19 protein-coding genes and 1 pseudogene are annotated in these 19,310 nt (G+C 61.2%); 1 reads left to right on the plus strand and 19 read right to left on the minus strand.

Annotated features, from left to right (window positions below; genetic code table 11):
• From ACREXZ_RS27830 to rfbB, 9 genes and pseudogenes are all read right to left on the minus strand, one after another.
• A pseudogene (locus tag ACREXZ_RS27830) lies at positions 1–390 on the minus strand (hypothetical protein); the annotation flags it as partial.
• A 53-nt stretch (positions 391–443) separates the two neighbouring features.
• Positions 444–3,161, minus strand: coding sequence for a glycosyltransferase (locus ACREXZ_RS27835; protein ID WP_431767353.1), 2,718 nt, complete (start codon positions 3,159–3,161; stop codon positions 444–446).
• Positions 3,162–3,186: 25 nt separating this feature from the next.
• Positions 3,187–3,933, minus strand: a complete 747-nt coding sequence (locus ACREXZ_RS27840; RefSeq protein WP_431767354.1) for an ABC transporter ATP-binding protein — start codon at positions 3,931–3,933, stop codon at positions 3,187–3,189.
• 11 nt (positions 3,934–3,944) lie between these two features.
• Complete coding sequence (locus tag ACREXZ_RS27845; RefSeq protein WP_431767355.1) at positions 3,945–4,727, minus strand: ABC transporter permease; 783 nt, start codon at positions 4,725–4,727, stop codon at positions 3,945–3,947.
• Between the two features lie 65 nt (positions 4,728–4,792).
• Positions 4,793–5,713 carry a glycosyltransferase family 2 protein gene (locus ACREXZ_RS27850; protein ID WP_431767356.1) on the minus strand — a complete coding sequence of 307 codons (921 nt, stop codon included), beginning with the start codon at positions 5,711–5,713 and terminating at the stop codon, positions 4,793–4,795.
• Positions 5,695–6,588, minus strand: coding sequence for a dTDP-4-dehydrorhamnose reductase (gene rfbD / locus ACREXZ_RS27855; RefSeq protein ID WP_431767357.1), 894 nt, complete (start codon positions 6,586–6,588; stop codon positions 5,695–5,697). The genes ACREXZ_RS27850 and rfbD overlap by 19 nt, the downstream gene beginning before the upstream one ends.
• An 8-nt stretch (positions 6,589–6,596) precedes the next feature.
• On the minus strand, positions 6,597–7,148 hold the full coding sequence (gene rfbC, locus ACREXZ_RS27860) for a dTDP-4-dehydrorhamnose 3,5-epimerase (RefSeq protein WP_431767358.1): 552 nt from the start codon (positions 7,146–7,148) through the stop codon (positions 6,597–6,599).
• The gene (gene rfbA, locus ACREXZ_RS27865) at positions 7,133–8,026 is read right to left on the minus strand and encodes a glucose-1-phosphate thymidylyltransferase RfbA (RefSeq protein WP_431767359.1); all 894 of its coding nucleotides are present in this window, start codon (positions 8,024–8,026) and stop codon (positions 7,133–7,135) included. The genes rfbC and rfbA overlap by 16 nt, the downstream gene beginning before the upstream one ends.
• A 10-nt stretch (positions 8,027–8,036) precedes the next feature.
• Positions 8,037–9,098, minus strand: coding sequence for a dTDP-glucose 4,6-dehydratase (gene rfbB / locus ACREXZ_RS27870; protein WP_431767360.1), 1,062 nt, complete (start codon positions 9,096–9,098; stop codon positions 8,037–8,039).
• A 436-nt stretch (positions 9,099–9,534) separates the two neighbouring features.
• Here rfbB and ACREXZ_RS27875 point away from each other — a divergent pair, with 436 nt between their 5' ends.
• Entirely contained in the window at positions 9,535–10,401 is an 867-nt protein-coding gene (locus ACREXZ_RS27875) for a symmetrical bis(5'-nucleosyl)-tetraphosphatase (protein WP_431767361.1), read from the plus strand.
• 81 nt (positions 10,402–10,482) lie between these two features.
• On the opposite strand, the gene ACREXZ_RS27880 is transcribed toward ACREXZ_RS27875, so the two are convergent.
• The 10 genes from ACREXZ_RS27880 to ACREXZ_RS27925 all read right to left on the minus strand — a co-directional run bounded on the left by ACREXZ_RS27880 (position 10,483) and on the right by ACREXZ_RS27925 (position 19,121).
• Complete coding sequence (locus ACREXZ_RS27880; RefSeq protein ID WP_431767362.1) at positions 10,483–11,400, minus strand: NAD-dependent epimerase/dehydratase family protein; 918 nt, start codon at positions 11,398–11,400, stop codon at positions 10,483–10,485.
• Positions 11,401–11,487: 87 nt separating this feature from the next.
• Positions 11,488–12,300: a 2OG-Fe(II) oxygenase gene (locus tag ACREXZ_RS27885; RefSeq protein WP_431767363.1), complete on the minus strand. Its 813-nt coding sequence runs from the start codon at positions 12,298–12,300 to the stop codon at positions 11,488–11,490.
• 63 nt (positions 12,301–12,363) lie between these two features.
• Positions 12,364–13,146, minus strand: coding sequence for a lysophospholipid acyltransferase family protein (locus tag ACREXZ_RS27890; protein ID WP_431767364.1), 783 nt, complete (start codon positions 13,144–13,146; stop codon positions 12,364–12,366).
• Positions 13,147–13,151: 5 nt separating this feature from the next.
• Entirely contained in the window at positions 13,152–14,429 is a 1,278-nt protein-coding gene (locus tag ACREXZ_RS27895) for a dihydroorotase (protein ID WP_431767365.1), read from the minus strand.
• 49 nt (positions 14,430–14,478) lie between these two features.
• Positions 14,479–15,498, minus strand: a complete 1,020-nt coding sequence (locus ACREXZ_RS27900) for an aspartate carbamoyltransferase catalytic subunit (RefSeq protein ID WP_431767366.1) — start codon at positions 15,496–15,498, stop codon at positions 14,479–14,481.
• Positions 15,499–15,587: 89 nt separating this feature from the next.
• Positions 15,588–16,124, minus strand: coding sequence for a bifunctional pyr operon transcriptional regulator/uracil phosphoribosyltransferase PyrR (gene pyrR, locus ACREXZ_RS27905; RefSeq protein WP_431767367.1), 537 nt, complete (start codon positions 16,122–16,124; stop codon positions 15,588–15,590).
• Positions 16,111–16,551: a Holliday junction resolvase RuvX gene (gene ruvX, locus ACREXZ_RS27910; protein WP_431767368.1), complete on the minus strand. Its 441-nt coding sequence runs from the start codon at positions 16,549–16,551 to the stop codon at positions 16,111–16,113. The genes pyrR and ruvX overlap by 14 nt, the downstream gene beginning before the upstream one ends.
• Positions 16,548–17,126 (minus strand): YqgE/AlgH family protein, encoded by a 579-nt coding sequence (locus ACREXZ_RS27915; protein ID WP_431767369.1) that lies wholly within the window; start codon positions 17,124–17,126, stop codon positions 16,548–16,550. The genes ruvX and ACREXZ_RS27915 overlap by 4 nt, the downstream gene beginning before the upstream one ends.
• Positions 17,127–17,321: 195 nt before the next feature.
• Positions 17,322–18,740: a hypothetical protein gene (locus ACREXZ_RS27920; RefSeq protein ID WP_431767370.1), complete on the minus strand. Its 1,419-nt coding sequence runs from the start codon at positions 18,738–18,740 to the stop codon at positions 17,322–17,324.
• Positions 18,741–18,950: 210 nt separating this feature from the next.
• Positions 18,951–19,121 carry a rubredoxin gene (locus ACREXZ_RS27925; protein WP_431767371.1) on the minus strand — a complete coding sequence of 57 codons (171 nt, stop codon included), beginning with the start codon at positions 19,119–19,121 and terminating at the stop codon, positions 18,951–18,953.
• Positions 19,122–19,310: the final 189 nt, after the last annotated feature.

Genomic DNA, 19,310 nt, shown 5'->3' on the forward strand with positions numbered 1-19,310 from the left:
CAAATTGATGTCGTGAGGGCGAGCTGCACCCAGCAACGCAAAATAGGCCGGCTGCGGCTCCAGATTGATGCCGTGCCACCCGTGATCATAGAAAAGCCTCGTGACCGAAAAATCCACGGGATCAGCGGCTCCGACATCGATATAGAACCCGTTGCGTACGTGCCCAAGCGCACGCCACAGCATGATGTCTTCCTGGTTCTGCGCAAAGGAGATCATTGTCATGAAAAGGAGATCATCGTCATGAACGGTCAGGCCGTAATGTTGGTTGTCCCGTGCAACATAGCTATCACGACTGGCTACTGACGCACAGGTGACGACGAGCGGCCGCACATCTTGATGTACACGGCGGGTTGGACTGCCAGATGCAATGCCCGCACGCGCATACTTCATGATACCAGCTAGGAATTCTCACTTGAATCGGCTCGCACGCGTGTTTGTACCTCTCACGCCAACGGTTCAACGCGAGGCGGCCATGCAAGGCTGAAGTCTTCGTAATCCAACGTCAGGTTCGGGTTGTAAGCTGGATCCCTCATCAACAGATCACCCCAACGTCGCTGCATGTAGGTAATTCCCGCTGCAAACCGAGGCTGCTTTTGAGGATTGTCATCGTAGCCTTGCATTGCCGATTCGTGACGACGAAGTTCGGCGTGCGGCGTCCAAACGTTGCGATAGCCGGCTTCCAGGATGCGCAAGCAAAAGTCGATATCGTTGAATTCGATTGCCAGGTCTTTTTCGTTTAGCCCACTCACTTCCAGATAGATCGATTTGCGTACGACTAAGCAAGCGGCCGTTACCGCGGAATATGAACCGATTAACCCGGTTCTTCCAAAGTAACCATAGCTCGGCCGTTGAGCAAGCCTGTTGGCATGTCCGGCCACTCCTCCGACACCGAGCACAATACCGCCATGCTGCAATCTGTCGTCCGGGTAAAACAGCTTAGCCCCGACCGCTCCCACTCCCGGTTGTATCGCAAGGCTTACCATTTCGGAAAGCCAACCCGGTGAAATGACCTCGATATCGTTGTTGATCAGGCCGACTACCTCCCCTCTGGCCTGCGAAACAGCCGAATTATTCAATGCTGAATAGTTGAAAGGGCCGTCATCACGCAGCACTCGGATGCGGACATCCTGACCTAGCGATTCAAAATAGCGCAGCGCTTCGGGATCGTCTGAACCGTTGTCGACTACGATGATTTCGTAGTTCGCGTAAGTGGTTTTGCCGACAATGCTATCGATGCATCGACGTATCAGGTTCAACCCGTTCCTTGTCGGAATGATGAGGCTAACCAGCGGCAGCGTTGCCGGTAACGAATAACGTGCTCGATAGCCGATCCTGATCCACTCGATGTCCCCTGCCGCCCCTTGCCTTGCAAAGTGCTCACTGAGAGCGCGTTCGCCAGCCAGTGCCGCATAGGGTTTCGCATTCGCACCCGCAGCCGTGCTTTCGGCGTGGACGCGCCAGTGGTACAACACGCGCGGAATGTGATGAATCGCATCGACACCCACATGCTCGATGCACCGCAGTACGAGGTCGTAGTCCTGCGAGCCCTCAACGCCAATGCGGAAGCCCCCCACCGTATCCAACAGGGGCTTATGATAGACGCCGAGATGACTGAAGAAATTCTGCGAGTAAAACAAGTCCAGGTTCCAATCGCACTTGAAATATGGGTCGTGACGACGACCGGAAGCGTCGATCTTGTCCTCGTCTGAATAAATCATCCGCACCGAAGGATTCGCAACGATCGCATTTGCCACGCAGTACAACGCGTGCTCCGGCAACAAGTCATCGTGATCCAGGAGAGCAACCCAGTCACCGACAGCAAGCTGTAGTGCGCTATTGGACGCCGCGGAGATATGTCCATTCTGTTCGCGAAATATCACCTTGATCCGTGAATCTTCGCGAGACAACTGCTCCAACAGAGGACGAATTGCTGGATCGGTGGATAGATCGTCGGCAATGCAGAGTTCCCAGTTGGGATACAACTGGTTACGTATCGATTCGATCGCCTCCTTCAGCCATTCCGGCTTCGGGTTATATGTCGGCATCACCACCGAGATAAGCGGCCTGTCAGACATTGCCGCGATCCGCTGTAGAATCGCCGCGCGCTGCTCGTCGTCTATGCAGTCGTAGCGCTGAATCCACTGATCATAGTTGTTGCGCTTGGCGCTCTCTGGCGATAAATCTCTACGCTGGCGAAGTCCGCTGCGCAAACCCGAAAGCCCCTCCCTACGATACACGCCGAGCACTTTGTGGATTGCGGGCTTAAACCCACCGCTTGCACGCAAGGCGCGCCTCGCAACTCCCGTTAGATGCCATATCCGGAACAGGTTGGTTCCAAGCCAACGCAGCGGCACCGTCGTACGCCAACTGATGGATTGAAGCAAAACATCTATGTCTCGCTGAAGCCTGGCGAGGCTTGCATCGCGTCGGGCAACATCATCCTGTAAGCAAAGAACCTGCCGCTCAAATCCCCTGACGTCTTGCTGCAAATCAGAAATCTCACTCGCCTTCCCAGCAATTTCCTCTTCGAAGCTAGCGACCCGCGTCTGGAAGGTGTCTTGCCCCGCGACAACGCAATGCCCCAAGCTGTTTCGGGCGGCAGGTAACTTACGCACGACGCACATCGAGTTGACGAACTCGACCGAATGAATCGATTCCAGCAACTTGAAAAACGCGATCGAGGAATACGAGTGATACAGATCGCCGTCGAGTTCTTGCCCATAGCTGCGATGGAGATCTTCGACAATGAAGATGCCGCCGTCTTCAAGTTTCGGGAAGTAGCGCAGGAGGGATCTGACAACGTCGCCCGAGGTATGCGAACTTTCGTCAATGACAATATCGAAACGCTCTGCGTGGCTAGCGATGGTCCGTTCGGTCTCGTCCAGATTCGCGTCGCCGACGACCACCGAAATTCTCGGGTCCAGGTAACTCAGGTCTGCACGATCCGGGACAGTATCGCAGCCGACTAGTTTGTTCGCATTTCCAAAGAATTCTGACCATATTTCAAGCGACCCGCTATTCTGGATTCCAATCTCAAGAAGATTGATCGGCCGGTCGCGGTATGAAGCAAATAGCCGATCGTACTCTGAGAGGTAAAGTGACCATTTGTCCGACACCTTTCCACGATGGCGCAGATATAGCTGTTCCAATGTCTTCATCATGGGTGAGCCTCAGAGACCTGCTCGCTCAACCCTGTACTTCGTATTGGGACACCACCTCTTCCACCGGACCGAATGCGCGCACGCGGCCGCCCTCCATCCACAGAGCCTTGTTGCACACTTTGCGGATTTCCGAATTCGAATGCATCGCCAGCACGACGATTTCGGCTCGGCTGTGCAGGTCCGCGAGTCTATCTTTTGCCTTCTGCATGAACGATGCGTCACCTGCCCCCATCACTTCATCGAGCAGTAGAATCTCCGCATCAACTGCGGTCGATACTGCAAAAGCCAGTCGCACGCGCATACCGCTCGAATAGGTACGTAGCGGCAGGTCAAGATAGTCGCCGAGTTCCGAGAACTCCCCGATCGACTGCTGCTTTGCGCGGATCTCCGCATCCGACATGCCGAGAAGCAGGCCCCGCAAGCGAATGTTTTGCATTCCGGTCGAGTTCTCGTCCATCCCGAGACTGATGTCCAGCAATGGCACTACCTTGCCTGCGCTGACAACCGACCCGTACGTCGGAGAATAGATACCCGCCATCATGCGAAGTAGCGTGGACTTGCCGGCACCGTTACGGCCGATCAAGCCGATCCGGTCGCCCTTGTCGAGACGAAGATCGACGCTGTCGATCGCGCGGACGACGACCACACCGTCGGTGTCCTCTGCGATGGTGTTCCTGCGTCCCATGCGCAGCACCGTCTTCTTCAGTGAACGGCCTTGCACGTCATAGATAGGCAAGTCGAGCGTCGCGCCCTTGAGTTCGATATACGCCATGATTTGCCTTCTTAGACCCAGTACGGAATGCGTTTCAAGTAACGGCCAGTCAATGCGAGCGCAAAGAGCCAGCCAAAGACGGCCATGCCGATCGTCACTGCCCATGTCATGGCACTCGGCATTTCACCGATCAGCGGGGCACGCACCAGTTCGATCAGATGCGCGAGTGGATTAAAATCGACGATTGCCGAGAAGCGAGTCAACGCGTTCGGTCGATACATGACCGGTGTCACGTAGAACGCGATCTGCATCAAAGCGGCGACGATTTGCGGCAAATCACGGAAACGCGCAGACAGCAAACCCGCCACCATCGCGATCCAGAGTGCATTGATCATGTAGAGCACCAATGCCGGAATGAAGACAGGCAACGTCTCCCAACTCTTCACCCCGAAAATGGCTAACAGCAACAGGATGATGACAAAATTGTGCACAAGGATCACGAGATTGCGCCATATCACCTGCAACATGAAGATCAGTTTCGGCGTGGCTGCTTGGCGGATATATTGGCCACTGTTGATATACGCGGTGCTGCCTTCGATGATGGTCTGAGAAAAAGTGGCCCACAGCACAAGACTGATAGCCAGAAACGGAAGATAGTCGCTCATCTTCTGGCCGAACAGCGTGCCGTAGACGACACCGATCGAACCGACCAGCACGCCCGTGCTGATGGTCAACCAGAACGGTCCGACCCGTGAGCGCGCGTAGCGCTGCCGGACTTCCAGCCAACCCAACAACATCCAAAGTCGCCAGGATGCGACGCTTTCTTTCAGATCAACAATTGCGAGACTAAACATTGTGGACTTTTAAGTGTTTTCGTTTAAGGAGTACAACGTCATGGTGTGTATGACGCTCGATGATTTCAATGTTGCTCCAGAGCACCCATGCGACCGATCAAGCCGTGCCAGATGCCGGTCAGGGCCATTCGTAAATGACCAAGACGTGGCTGCAGGAATAATCCGTAGATCGCCAGGCGAAACGGAAACTTGACTAGCTCCGTGGACTTCCAGGTGCATGGAACATAGCTACGCTTAATCAACGCAACCGCGTTCCGAAAATGATAATAGTGACGCAGTGGACTATGACTCGGGTACAGCCGGCCGAAAACGCGTACCGGCTCGCCGCCAAGCTCGTGAGCCAGCCGCAACTCAGGTGCGCCGAGCACCGTGAAACCCTTCGAGCGCGCCCTGACGCACCACTCCAGATCGACGAGATCGATGAACAGCGCGTCATCCATTGGGCCGATTTCCCGCCATGCATCCAGATTGATGCACGACCCCGAGCTGATTAAAAAATCAACATCGATAGGTGTGACGCCGGCCGGGGGGACCCGACGCAGCTTCAAGTACCCAAAGCGTACGAAAGGCGCCACGTCGCCGAGTCGCGAATCCTCGTATGCCGGACCGATCAACGCCACACGCTCGTGGCGACGCAACGCGTCTTCGAGCAGGCGCGGCAACCCGTCAAGCAACTGCTTTGACGGGTCACTGTCCTGATCAAAGAGAATCGCGGTATCGAAGCCATCATGGATCAGCGATGCGACGCCCTGATTTATGGCTGTGGCAATGCCGAGGTTTGCGCCGTTAGGTAAATAATTGATAGCAGCGGATAAACCCACCTCGCCCGCTGTCCGCGGCGAAGGGCTGTTGTCGACAACAACACAATGCATCATCGCCGCGAGCCGGTTGGCCCGCACGACACACGCCACATCGGGGTTGTAGAAAACCACAACCACGCCAGCGCGTAAGGGGTGAAGAGCGCCGCTCAACGCGCCGCCATGCATAAACCCAACGCTTCGCGCCAATCAGGGGCGCGCACACCGAACGTACTAGCGAGCTTATCGTTCGAAATGCGCGAGTTAGAGGGTCGCGCTGCCGGCGTTGGATAGGAAGAAGCCGGGATGGGCTTCACCACGGGCTTTTTCGCCAGATCCGAAAACTCGAAAATCGCCTCAGCGAAACCGTGCCACGAAGTCGCGCCCGATGCCGTAAGGTGATAGATGCCAGATTGTTCTTGCCACCAGTCGCCCTCACCCACCGCCGGAGCCTGCGCCAGCACATTCGCGCTTAACGCGGCAATGGTGGCCGACCAGGTCGGCGCGCCGATCTGGTCGGCCACCACGCTCAGTTCCTCGCGCTCCGCACCCAGACGCAGCATGGTCAGCAGGAAGTTCTTGCCCCGCGTGCCGTACACCCAGCTGGTGCGGAAGATCAAATGCGCACACCCTGCCGCCGCAATCGCCTGCTCACCCGCAAGCTTGCTTTTGCCGTAAACATTCTGGGGATTGACTGCGTCGCTCTCGACGTACGCACCATCCTTGGTGCCGTCGAACACATAGTCGGTCGAATAGTGAACGAGTGCCGCCCCAAGCCGCTTCGCCTCTTCGGCCAGCACGCCAGGCGCTTCGGCATTGAGACGCATGGCTGCTTCGACGTCGGTTTCGGCCTTGTCGACTGCCGTATGCGCAGCCGGATTAACGATCAGACCGGGTTTCACTTCGCGGACGACACGCCGCACCTGATCAAGATCGGCAAGGTCCAGCACGTTGCGACCCAGCGCGACCACTTTACCCAGACCTTGCAGGCTGCGCGCCAGTTCGAATCCAACTTGTCCATTCACACCGGTCAGCAGGATGGTTTGCTCTTCACGCCTCGTCATCGAAGACCTCACGCGAAATGCTCGGCTTCCGCCAACCGCTTGCCCGCCGCATCCTTCGCAGCCAGCAACGGCTCAAAGTCGATCGGCCATTCAATGCCAATCTCCGGATCGTTCCAGATAATGCTGCGCTCGTGTTCGGGGTACCAGTAATCCGTGGTCTTGTACAGAAACTGAGCGGACTCGGACAGTACAACGAAACCATGTGCAAAGCCTGGCGGCACCCACAATTGCCGGTGATTCTCTTCCGACAAAGTCACGCCCACCCACTTGCCGAAATTCGGCGAGCTCTTGCGGATGTCCACTGCAACGTCAAACACTTCACCTTCCACGACGCGTACCAGCTTCCCCTGCGCATGTGCGATCTGATAATGCAGACCACGCAGCACACCCTTCGCGGAACGCGAATGGTTGTCCTGAACAAACTCGACATCCGCCTCAACGTGTTCGGAGAATTCACGGCCGTTGAAGCTCTCGTAGAAGAACCCACGCGCATCACCGAACACCTTCGGCTCGATGATCTTGACTTCAGGCAGCGCTGTAGCAGTTACTTGGATGGCCATGCGACTTGGTCCGTGAGAAGGTTTTGCAGATACTGTCCATAAGCGTTCTTGGCGAGCGGCTTGGCGAGTGCCAACAGTTGCTCGCCGTCAATCCAGGCCTGCCGGAACGCAATCTCTTCAGGGCAAGCGACGACGAGTCCTTGACGCTTCTGCAGCGTAGCAATAAAAGTCGCCGCCTCGATCAACGAATCGTGCGTGCCAGTATCGAGCCACGCATAGCCACGTCCCATGATCTCGACATTGAGCGCAGCGTTCGCCAGATAACGGGAATTGACGTCGGTGATCTCGAGTTCACCTCGCGGCGACGGCTTGATGTCCGCTGCGATGTCGCACACCTGGTTATCGTAGAAGTACAGCCCCGTCACCGCGTAATTGGAGCGCGGCTTGACCGGCTTCTCTTCGATCGACAGCGCGCGAAACTCTCTGTCGAACTCGACGACGCCATAGCGCTCTGGATCGTGCACGTGATACGCGAACACCGTGGCACCCTGCTCCTGGCAATCGGCACGCTCCAGTTGCTTCGCGAGATCGTGCCCATAGAAAATGTTGTCACCAAGAATCAGCGCAGAGGGCTCGTTGCCGACGAAGTCGCGCCCAATCACAAACGCCTGAGCGAGGCCATCAGGAGAGGGTTGAACGGCATACTGAATATTCATGCCCCACTGGCTACCATCGCCCAGCATCGTCTCGAAGCGCGGCGTGTCCTGCGGTGTCGAGATGATCAGCACATCGCGAATGCCGGCCACCATCAGCGTTGACAGCGGATAGTAGATCATCGGCTTGTCGTACACGGGCAGCAGTTGCTTCGATACGACGTGCGTGATCGGATACAGCCTGGTACCCGATCCGCCCGCGAGAATAATACCTTTACGTGCCATGACCGTCCCTTTATGCGCGCTGCCCGTAATTGGTCTCGACCCACTTGCGGTAATCGCCTGACGCCACTTCGTCGACCCACTCCTGACTGTCGAGATACCACCGTACGGTCTTCGCCAGACCGGTCTCAAAAGTTTCAGCAGGCTTCCAGCCGAGTTCGCGCTCGAGCTTGCGGGCATCGATTGCATAGCGGCGGTCGTGACCCGGACGATCGGTAACGTACGTAATCTGGTCGCGGTACGAACCCGCCGCCTTCGGGCGCAATTCATCGAGCAGATCGCAAAGCGTGTGAACGACTTCGAGGTTCTTCTTCTCGTTCCAGCCGCCGACGTTGTAGGTCTCACCGGACACGCCTCGTGCAAGAACTTCACGGATCGCGCTGCAATGATCGCCGACATACAACCAGTCACGCACATTCTGGCCATCGCCATACACAGGCAGCGGCTTGCCGCCCAACGCGTTAGCGATCATCAGCGGAATCAGCTTCTCAGGAAACTGATAGGGGCCGTAGTTGTTCGAGCAGTTCGTCGTCAACGTTGGCAGCCCATACGTGTGATGGTAGGCACGAACCAGATGATCGGAGCCGGCCTTGGTCGCGGAATACGGACTATTCGGCGCGTACGGGGTCGTTTCGGAAAACTGCGGATCGGTGGCGGACAGCGAGCCGAACACTTCATCCGTCGACACGTGCAAGAAGCGGAAAGCAGTCTTGTCGTCGCCGTTCAACGTGTTCCAGTACGAGCGCGCCGCTTCGAGCAGCGTAAACGTGCCGACCATATTGGTCTGAACAAAATCAGCAGGACCATGAATCGAACGATCGACATGACTCTCGGCCGCGAAATGCAGCACTGCACGCGGCTTATGCGCTGCGAATAGCGCATCGAGCGCTGCCCGGTCACAGATGTCGGCGCGCACAAAGATGTGCCGGGGGTCGTCCTGCTGCGACTTCAACGTGCGCAGGTTGCCCGCGTACGTCAGCTTGTCGACATTGAGGACAACTTCGTCCGAAGCATTCAGCCAATCGAGCACGAAATTGGCGCCGATAAAACCAGCACCGCCCGTTACCAGAATCATGGAGTTCCTTTCTAAGATATCCGTAACGGATGCAGCCGGAGCATCTGACCCGACCGCCTCACGTTGTGGTTGCGCCGCGTGATTCTTGTGATCGTCTTACCGCCGACGTCCCGAGGTACGCAGACGAGCGTTCACGCGCTTTATTTTCGAAGCCTCGATTATAAATCGGTACAGGGCAAAAACTAGAGCCCTAACAACTTGAAACAGCTTGACAAAATTTACCTCGCAACATAGCCGGAACAGGTAAAAAATTGCCAGACGCATCATTTCACTCGCGCGCGAGGCAGGCGCACTGCGGGCACACCGCACTCACCCAAAGGTCATCAAGCCACCGTACTCTGTGCCCATGAGCGATGCAACAGCAGCCATACAGGCTACTATGTCACGCTACGTTGCCGTGCCGATCGCCTGCGCTATCTGATTAATCAATCTCATAATGACCGTTGCTAACCCGCTGCTTCCCGCCCCAATCGCCTTCGGTGATCTGCAAGGTTGCCGTACCCCGTTCCAGAAACTCCTCGCGAAAGTCGCGCCCTCTCCCGATACGCCACTGTGGTTCGCCGGCGACGTCATCAATCGCGGTCCCGAATCGCTCGCCACTTTGCGCGACGTCATCGCCCTCGGCGACCGCGCCGTGACGGTGCTTGGCAACCACGATCTGCATTTGCTGTCGGTTTCAGCGGAAATCCGCAAGCCGAAGAAGGGCGACACGATCGACGAGATTCTGGCAGCACCCGACGCCGCGGATCTGCTCGACTGGGTTCGTCATCGGCCAATCGCCCATTTCGAGCACGGCATGCTGCTCGTCCACGCCGGGGTCCTGCCGCAGTGGGACGTCGCGCTGATACTGGAGCTCGCAGAAGATCTGCAACGCGCACTGCGCGCGCCGACCTGGAAAGAGACACTCGCGGGCCTGTACGGCAACGAGCCAAACCGCTGGACGAACAGTCTGAAGGGGATCGAACGGCTGCGCATCACTTGCAGTGCGCTCACCCGGCTGCGTTTTTGCGACAAGAACGGTGTGATGGACTTCTCATCGAGCGGCGGACTCGATGCTGCCCCGGCGGGTTGCGTACCGTGGTTCGATGTGCCTTCTCGCAAAACGGCCAATGTCACGGTTGTCTTCGGCCACTGGGCCGCGTTGGGCCTGACGGTTCGTGACAACGTGATCGGCCTCGACTCCGGTTGCGTCTGGGGCAATCAACTTTCCGCGGTTCGGCTGGCAGGCGTGCCCGCCGAACGCACCGTGACGCAGGTTGACTGCTCGAGCTGCCGCGCGGAATCCGACCAGTCCTCGAAATAGCACATGCGCGCCTACGGTCTCGGCCGTTCGCTCATGGAGAGCGATAAACCCTGACTACGTCACGCGCCGCGTCGCCCGGCGTCACCCTTGATCTACTGAACCGACCATCCATCGGATCGTATCGGCGAAGTCGATGGGCTGCACCTCCGGCACGAGGCGGTGCAGCCTGGCCGCGGAACCGACCAGCATCTTCATTTCGTTGTCTCTCACGAAAGCCGGGTTGACGCGGATTTCAAGATCGTGGCCCGAGGCCGCACTCACCATGTCGACGACTTCGTGCAGGGTGCGGGCATGTTCGCTGCAGACGTTCACGACCTCTCCGGCAACGGCGGATTCGAGCAGCGCTCGATACGTCGCGGCCACCGTGCGCACGTCGGAAAAATCGCGCGCCACATCGAGGTTGCCGAGTTCGATGTAAGGCCGCCGTTCAACAAAATGCGTCACGATTTTCGGTACGAGAAAACGTGCGTCCTGCCCCCGCCCCGTGTAATTGAACGGCCGCGTCACGACCACCGGCAGCCGGTCGAACCAGGTCCGAACCAGATGCTCCATCGCCAGCTTGCTGGCCGCGTAATGGTTCACGGGCGCCGGTGCAACGCTCTCGTCTATCACTCCGCCCGCGTTGCCATACACGTTGGCGCTGCTCGCGATCAGGATCTTGTCCGGCCGGATGCCCACATCGATACACGCCTGCAGAAGGTTCAGCGTCCCGAGAACATTAACCCCATACATCGCCAGCGCGTCGTCGTGCGCAACGAAGCTGATGGCGGCCAGATGGACGATATGCGTGGGCCGCACCTCGCCGATCACGCGCCTGCATGCTTCCAGCGACGTAATATCCAGCACGTACTCATTCGGGCCAGCAGTCTCGCTGCCGGCCAGCGTGCCGGTCACCTCGTAACCCGCACGCTGCAATTCGTCGCGGACATAGGCACCCGTGAAACCGCGGGCCCCGGTTATCAGAGCGCGTCGAGTGGTCGGTTCGGAAGAAAAAGACAATTTCAATACTCCTCGGACCCACGTTCGGGATCATGTTGATTCCGGGCCCATCGCTGGATGACCGGATGCTCGATCTGCCGCACCACGCTAGTCCTTTTTGTAGACATGCGTAGCCGCCTTCACCCCTTTCGGAAACAGCCGCCGCACCATCCCGCGCGCGACAGCATCGGCCTGCAGGACGACGTCTCTGACCGGTTCATCGGGCCGCCCGCGGAACGAGGTCGGATGAAAATACTCGGCGTCGCCGACCGGATGATCCGAGAAGTAGTAGTTCGACACGCAGCAGCGCTGCTCGTTGCTCACATTCTTCGAGACGGAGTGCCACGAATACTGGCTCGTGACCATCACGACGAGCCGGTTGAAGTTGCTGACGATCGTCGTCGGTTCGGCCTTCGTACCGTTGGGCCACACTTCCAGATTGCCACCGTTTTCGGCATGCCAGGCTGGCGAAACGTAGTAAAGCAGGTTCAGCACCCGGTAGCGGGCGCGATCCTTGTCATGCGAGTTGTCCAGATGAGGATTCAGGAAGTGGCCGTTACCCATCATCGAAATGCCGCCCGCGTACAGGTGCTCGTCAGGGTACAGCGAGCGCAGCCCGCTGATCTGCTGTACCAGGTCGACCACCACGGGCTCCTGAAAAGCAAAGATGATCTCTTCGAGAATCGGCGCGTGCTGGTTCATCTGCGCAGACACGTACTTCAATTCGCGCAGGCTTTTGCGCAGCATCATCTTCGACGCATCCGGGAAGGCACGCCGGATCTCGTTGGCGAGTTCGACCGGAAGCAGGTCGTCGACGAAGAAGAAATTGACCGGAGCAGCCGATCCCCACTGCTCACGCGCCTCCGCAACGACGGGCGCCAGACGCGCGGCGATCAGTTTGCCTAATTCAGTACGGTTCATGATGGCCAGTTTGCTCGTTCATATGGCGGGTAGTTTACTTCGAACGCTCATGCCGCTGCATGGCTAGCCGTGCCCGGCCGGAAGCGCCGGGACAAGCTGTGCGGACTGCGTAGCCCCTCGCATTTTTTCCAGCGCCCCCATCACCGCCTCTTCCGCCTGCCCCGCCAGCACCCTCCGGTCACTCCCCGGCGCAATCGCCTCCCCCACATACACATGCGCGGTCAGCGGCCCACCACGCAGCAACGCATTCAACGAGTCCCCCAGCGACAGATCGCCGATATACGCGGGCGCAGTCGACTGCCGGCCCTGCGCGTCTTCATACATCAGACACACCGGCTGCACCGGACACGACGCCGACACCGCGGCCTGGAACATATTCGAGTGGAACGGCAGCAGCGCGAGCCCATCGGACGTCGTGCCCTCAGGAAACACGCACATCAGTTCGCCCGCGCTCAGGCGCCCAGACAGCTCGTGCATGATGCGCTTCGCGTCGCTGCGCTTCTCGCGCTGGATGAACACGGTGTCGAGCTGCTGCGCGAGCCAGCCGACCACCGGCCAGCGACGAATCTCCGCCTTCGACACGAACGGCGTCGGACGCCACGCGTTGATCACGTAGATATCGATCCACGAGATGTGATTCGCGACCACCAGCACGCCGCGATCGACGCGCGCCGCGTCGTTGTGCACGACGAGCCGCAGACCTGCGAGCCGCAGCATCTTCAGCGACCACGTGCGGTTCAGCTCAGACCGCTCCGCCGCGCTCGCGTGCGGAAAACGCCGCGCGACGGTCCACATCCCATGCAGCAGATGGGTCACGAGACGGGCCTTGCGGATCAGCAGTTTCATCGCATTCACCGCTGCTCGAACGCCACGTGGCCCGCGACGACGGTGGCCCGAACGCGCGCCGGCAGTTCGTAGCCGAGGAACGGCGTGTTGTGCCCCTGGCTCTTCAGCGCGCGCGGTTCGACGCGCCAGTGCGCGTCGCGGTCGAACACGCAGAGGTCCGCCGCTCCACCGACCTCGATGCGTCCGGCCGCGAGCTTCAGCACGGCGGCCGGCGCCGCGGTGATCCGGTTCAGCGCGGTCGCGAGCGGCACGCCTGCCTCGGTCGCCCACTTCACGGTCAGCGACAGGAATAGTTCGAGCCCGGTCGCGCCCGGCGTCGCTTCGGCGAACGGCAGCAGCTTTTCGTCATCGTCGACCGGCGTATGGTCCGAGCAGATCGCATCGATCGTGCCGTCCGCGAGACCCGCGCGGATCGCGTCGCGATCGCGCTGCTGGCGCAGCGGCGGATCGAGGCGGAACTGCGCGTCGAAGTAGCCGATGTCGACGTCGATCAGATGCACGTGGTTGATCGTCACGTCGCAGGTGATCGCAAGCCCTTCGGCTTTCGCCTCGCGTACCAGCGCGACACCCGCCGCCGACGACACATGCGACAGATGCACGCGCGCGCCCGTCACGCGCACCAGCTCGAAGATCGTATGCAGCGCGATCGTCTCCGCGGACACCGGCACGCCGGACAGCCCGAGCCGCGACGCGAGCGCACCGCTCGCCGCGACGCCGCCCTTCGCGAGATACGCGTCCTGCGGCCGCAGCCACACGGTGAAGCCATACGTGCACGCGTACTGCAGCGCGCGCAGCAGCACCTGCGTGTCGACCACCGGCACGTCGGCCTGCGAAAAACCGATGCAACCCGCTTCGGTCAGCTCGACCATCTCGGTGATCGTCTGTCCCTGGAGGCCGACCGTCAGTGCGCCGAGCGGATACACGTGCGCCTGGTTCAGGTTGCGCGCGCGGAACTTCAGCATCTCGACGAGGCCGGGCTCGTCGAGCACCGGGTCCGTATCGGGCGGGCACGCGAGCGTCGTCACGCCGCCGGCGAGCGCAGCGGCCATTTCGGATTCGAGCGTCGCCTTGTGCTCGAAGCCCGGCTCGCGCAGCCGCGCCGACAGATCGACGAGCCCCGGCGACACGAACAGGCCGCGCGCTTCGACGGTCTTCGCCGCGTGAAAATCAGCGGGCGCGCTGCCGAGCGCGACGACCTTGCCCGCCGCGATGAATACGTCCTGCTGCTGTTCGGTGCCGGCCACCGGATCGATCACCGTGCCGCCTTGAATATGAATCTTCATGCGCTGCCTTTTTGTTCTGTCTGATGTGCCGCTGCGATGCCGCTCGTGTCTAGTCGTGGTTGCCCGCGACGATGCCCATCACCGCCATCCGTACGGCGATGCCGAACGTGACCTGGTTCAGGATCACCGACTGCGGGCCGTCCGCGACCTGCGAATCGATCTCGACGCCGCGGTTCATCGGGCCGGGATGCATCACGATCGCGTCGGGCTTCGCGAGCGCGAGCCGCTCCGGCGTCAGCCCCCAGCTTTTGAAGTACTCCTGCGCCGACGGCAGCAGCGCGCCGCTCATCCGTTCATTCTGCAGGCGCAGCATGATGATCACGTCGACGTCCTTCAGCCCTTCGTCGAGGTTGTGGAACACGCGCACACCCATCTGTTCGAGGCCGCCCGGCAGCAGCGTGCGCGGCCCGATCGCGCGTACTTCCGGCACGCCGAGTGTGGTCAGTCCGTGAATGTCCGAACGCGCGACGCGCGAATGCAGGATGTCGCCGACGATCGCCACGCGCAGGTTCGTGAAATCGCGCTTGTAGTGGCGGATCGTGTACATGTCGAGCAACCCCTGCGTGGGGTGCGCATGACGGCCGTCGCCGGCGTTGATCACGTGCACGTGCGGCGCGCAGTGCTCGGCGATCAGATACGTTGCGCCGCTCGACGCGTGGCGCACGACGAACATGTCCGCGTGCATCGCCGACAGGTTGTTGATTGTGTCGAGCAGCGATTCGCCCTTGCTCGTCGACGACGCGTTGATGTTCAGGTTGATCACGTCCGCCGACAGCCGCTTCGCGGCGATCTCGAACGTGGTGCGGGTGCGCGTCGAGTTCTCGAAGAACAGGTTGAACACCGACTTGCCGCGCAGCAGCGGCACCTTCTTCACTTCGCGATCAGTCACGCTGACGAACTGCTCGGCGGTATCGAGAATGTGCGTGACGATCGCGCGCGGCAGGCCTTCGATCGTCAGCAGATGCTTGAGCTCGCCGTTCTTCGTGAGCTGTGGGTTGCCCTTCAGGAAGCCGTAGCGGAAACGGTCAGCGGCGGCGTTGTCGGAGGGACCCTGAGTAGCGGTGTTCATGGATGTGCCTGCGGATGATGCATGGAGATGTCTTGAATGAGCCGGAACGGGAGCCGGTGTCATGCGGCTCGCGGCATCGCGTCGCACGCTCAATCGACGCGCGCCTCGGTATGAAACGTGAAGCCCGCTGCGTCGCCTGTACCGCGTGCGAGCACAAGCGTCGCGTCGGCCGGCACGTCGACCACGCCGCCGACGAAGCGCGCCGCGACCGGCAGCTCGCGTCCGCCACGATCGGCGAGCACCGCGAGTTCGACCGACGCGGGGCGTCCGTAGTCGTACAGTTCGTTCAGCGCAGCACGCACGGTGCGGCCGGTGTACAGCACGTCGTCGACGAGCACGATGCGACGCCCGTCGACCTCGAACGGCAGCGACGTCGGGCTCGCCTGCGAATGCAGGCCTTTTTTCGCGTAGTCGTCGCGATGCAGCGCGACGTTAACCACGCCGAACGACGCGGCGTTCAGGTCGCGCGCGAGGCGCTCCGCGAGCCACGCGCCGCCGCTGTAGATGCCCGCCAGTGCGACACCGCTCGCAGCGTCGCCGAACGCGCCGCCGAACTCTCCGCCATACGCGGCACGGATCTGTTCGAGCACGGCGCGGTAGAGCGCTTCGGCGTCAATGGAACTCATGGTCTTGAGGAAGTCCGTCTAGATATTGCTGGAGGATGATGCGCGCAGCTTCGGCGTCGACCATGTCCGTGTGCGCGGTGCCCTCGCGAATGCCCGCCTCCGCCTCCACCGACGAATAGCGTTCGTCGACCCAGGTCACCGGCAGATTGAAGCGGCCGTTCAGCTGGTTGCCGAAGCGCTTCGCCAGTTGGGTCATCGTGTGCGGGGTGCCATCCTTGTGCATGGGCAAGCCGACGACGAGCATATCGGGTTGCCATTCGCTGATCAGCTTGCCGACCGCTTCGAAGCGGTGAATGCGATTGAGATTTTGCAGCACGGCAAGGGGTCTCGCGCTGCGTGTCAGCGCATTGCCGATCGCGACACCGATACGTTTCTCGCCATAGTCGAACGCAAGCAGCGTCGCCTCACGTCCGGCCGCACTGCTCATGCGTGACCTGCTTCGCCCGAAAGCATCGACAGCGAAATGCCGAGCAGCGCGAGCGCCGCTTCGAGGCGGTCTTCGGCGGGCACGTCGAAGACGATCTTCGGATCGGCCTCGACCGTGAGCCAGCCGTTCTTCGAAATTTCCTCTTCGAGCTGACCCGCGCCCCAGCCGGCGTGGCCCAGCGTGAGCAGAAAACGCTCGGGGCCGTTGCCGCTCGCGACCGCCTCGAGCACGTCCTTCGACGTGGTCATTTCGAGGCCGCCGGGCACCGACATCGACGAGGTATACGTGCTGCCCTCCGCCGGGTCGTGCAGCACGAAACCGCGCTCGGTCTGCACCGGGCCGCCGAAATAGACGGGCACGTGCAGCAGCGGTTCGATTTCGAGCTTGAGGTCGATGCGGTTGAAGAGCGCCAGCAGGTCGATATCAGTCGGCCGGTTGATGACGAGGCCGAGCGCCCCGCGCTCGCTGTGATCGCAAAGGTAGACCACCGTTCCTGAAAACGTGGGGTCCGCCATGTTCGGCATGGCGATCAGGAACTGGTTGGTCAGATTGATGCGATCGGTACTGTTGGACATAGTTCGGATTTTAGCAAAGACGATGCGCGGCGGCGGCCCTTCGACGCGCATTCGGGCACGCATTCCGGACGACCGCGCCCCGGGGAAACGCGGATCATTGCGCACACTCTATCACGCGCCCCGCCGCCGTCGGCGACGCTGTTCGTGGCCGCGCGAACTATGCTCAAACGCGGTGCAGAAATGAGCGCGGGCGGGCTACGGATTGCCGCGCTCGATCGCGCGCGTCAGATCGGCGAGCGCGCCGCCGCCGTCGCCCGGCGGTATGCCGGCCGCGATCTTGTGCAGCATCGCGCGCAATGCCTCGGCGGCCTGCTCGAGCATGTGCGATTCCGGTGCATCGACGACGAGGTGCGCACGCACCGCCGGCGTCGTGACGCCCGCATGCGCGCGCCGCCGCCACGCGACACCGAGCGCATCCGCCAGCAGGCCCACGTGTCCAAGGCCGAGCGCGGACGCGGATGCGCCCAGCCGGTAAGCGGCATCGCCGGCCTGCAGCGCGGCGGTCGGGTCGGTTTTTTCGGGCTGCACGGCCGCGCGCGCGTGATCGGACAGCGCGGCGATCGATGCGTCCGCGGTCTGCAGGAAATCTTCGAACGCATGGGCGTTCACGGTTAGCACGCCAACCTCGCGAGTGCCTGCGCCGCCCACCGGCAGTGCGGCATCGGCGCCGGCCGCGCCCGCCTCCCACAGCGCTTCGGAAGCCTGCGTGCCGGCGACGTGCCAGTCGGTGGTCAAGCCGTAGTTGCGCAGCAGCTCGACGTGATCGGCATCCTCCGCTGCGGCGCCGAACAGCGCGTAATCGCGCCACAACAACGCGAGCGCCGCGCGCACCAGCGAGCGCGGCGCGAGCGGCAGTCCGTGTACTTGATCGGCGAGCGCGAGATTGCAGCGCGCATGGAAACGCCGCACCTCCGCTTCAGCCGCCGTATGTCCGCTTCGGCGCAGCGCGTCCGCACACGCGGCGGCGAGACGCCAGAAATCGTAGGGGTCGGGACCGGCGAGTTCGGCAAGACAGGCGCCGAGCGTATCGAGCGCCGCGGACGACACACCGTTCTGCGGGGTTTCGCCAGACGGTGCGCGCAGCACCGGCAACAACGCCGCTTCGTAGCGGGCACGCAGATGCGCGACGCGCTCCGCCGACTGCGGGCGCAACGTGACCGGCGGAATCGGCCGGCCGGCGAGCGCCAGATCCTCGAACGCCGCGCTCACGCCCGACGTGCGCTGCGCGAGCAGCGCATTGAGCGCGCGATAGTGCGCGAACAGCGCCGGCGAACAGGACAACTCTCGGAGGTTGCGCCGCACGACGGCCGCGCGGAAATCGTCGAGCGCGGCGCCGAACACGTCGCGGGCACTGTCGCCGGGAGCCGCCTCCGGTTGCACGTGCGCGGCGGCGAGCGGTGACACCAGCACGAGCGCATCGGTGAACCGCTGCGCGGCGAGCCATCCGGCCTCGCGCAACGCATGCGCGGCACGCAGCAGCGGCGCGGCGAGATCCTCGCGCTGCGCGAACGCATGGGCAGCATCGGCGAGCACGGACTCCGCGAAGCGGACCGCTCCGCCGCGCGGATTGGGCAGCGCTTCGAACGACAGAGACGTAGCGGTGGGAGGCATCATGAACAGGCTGCAGGAACGCTGACAGGCCGCACCGCGGCCCACGGTTCGGCCGGCTGCGCCGTTCGGCACACCGGCTCGCGACTATATGTGCGACACACTACCCTTGCTTCCCTTGCGACAAGGCGAGCGCCGACGCCGACGTTCCGCCCCCGAAACCAGCAGCGGCAGCGGCGATGTGCGCCGACCGGCCCGCAAGCCGTCGCGACGCGTTCAGATCTCGACCATCTCGAAGTCTTCCTTGCGCGCACCGCATTCGGGGCATGTCCAGTTGATGGGAACGTCCTCCCAGCGCGTGCCCGGTGCGATTCCCTCGTCCGGCAAACCGGCTTCTTCGTCGTAGATCCAGCCGCAGATCAGGCACATCCAGCTCTTATATTCCATTCTTGTGTCGCGTCGAAAAGTCCGTTGAATCGGGAGCCATGATGGTACCGTGTTGCCGCGCCCGTGCCTAGCAATCGGGCCTCCACGCGGACCCGCGTGAAAAAATGCCCCACCGGAAGATTAGGCCGCATAATTGAGCCGACTGCCGGGTCGTTGCGCACGCGGGGCGCGGCGACTCTCCGATCATCC

The sequence above is a fragment of the Paraburkholderia sp. genome (assembly GCF_050742655.1).
Taxonomy (GTDB): Bacteria; Pseudomonadota; Gammaproteobacteria; order Burkholderiales; family Burkholderiaceae; genus Paraburkholderia.